This window comes from Vibrio sp. 10N.222.54.E6 (assembly GCF_041473955.1).
In the GTDB taxonomy this organism is placed as follows: domain Bacteria; phylum Pseudomonadota; class Gammaproteobacteria; order Enterobacterales; family Vibrionaceae; genus Vibrio; species Vibrio tasmaniensis_A.
The window spans coordinates 1-639 of the sequence record NZ_JBFRTD010000105.1; the positions used below are offsets into that span (position 1 = coordinate 1).

At 45.5% G+C, this 639-nt stretch carries 2 protein-coding genes; both read right to left on the reverse strand.

Features of this window, described 5'->3' with window-relative positions:
• On the reverse strand, positions 1 to 218 hold a 218-nt coding region (gene traF, locus AB4513_RS24745; protein WP_346762946.1), incomplete at its 3' end, for a conjugal transfer protein TraF.
• A gap of 28 nt (positions 219 to 246) precedes the next feature.
• On the reverse strand, positions 247 to 639 hold a 393-nt coding region (gene traF, locus AB4513_RS24750), incomplete at its 5' end, for a conjugal transfer protein TraF (protein ID WP_170962741.1).

Consider the following 639-nt stretch of genomic DNA (forward strand, 5'->3'; position numbering starts at 1 on the left):
AATTGAAATCGCTCGCCAAGGCGAGTGATTTTAGGGGCGGTCTTATGGCAGTACGGGCAGGTGCTTTCAAAAAAGAACACCAGGGCATATTGGTTTTGCATGGCAGCGTGTGCGCTGGCGGCATGAATCAAAAAAGCAAGCACAAGGGTACGAAGAAATGGCATAGCGCCTCCTGACGTTTTAGGGGAAAAGAAGAAATAAAAGAAACGGAACATCATTTAAGAGAGCGATATGGATGAAGTTGCTTTAAAAATCCGATTGCTCAAAGTGGGTGGCGACGTTGTAAAAGCGGCCAACTAAATCATTTTGACTGATCCAGCCGTACGCCAGTGGCTTCATCTCTCCAGTGCTTGGGTGCACTAAAATTAATGCCGGTGTAAAAGGCACCGCTATTTTGCCTTGGTTGTGGCGGTTTTCTTTGAGGTGAGTGATGAAGGTTTCATCATTACTGATGCCCAATAATTCAAAATGGTATTGGTCAGCAAACGCTTGAATGGACAGGGCGAGTTGCTGGCTGAGCGTATCTTTTCCTTCATAAACAAAGAAAAAGCCCCATCCGTCTTGTTTCATCTTTTCAACCGCGTCGGTTTTCTTCTTATCCTCCAGTGCTAAATACACTTGTCTTGCCGCTTGCTCTGT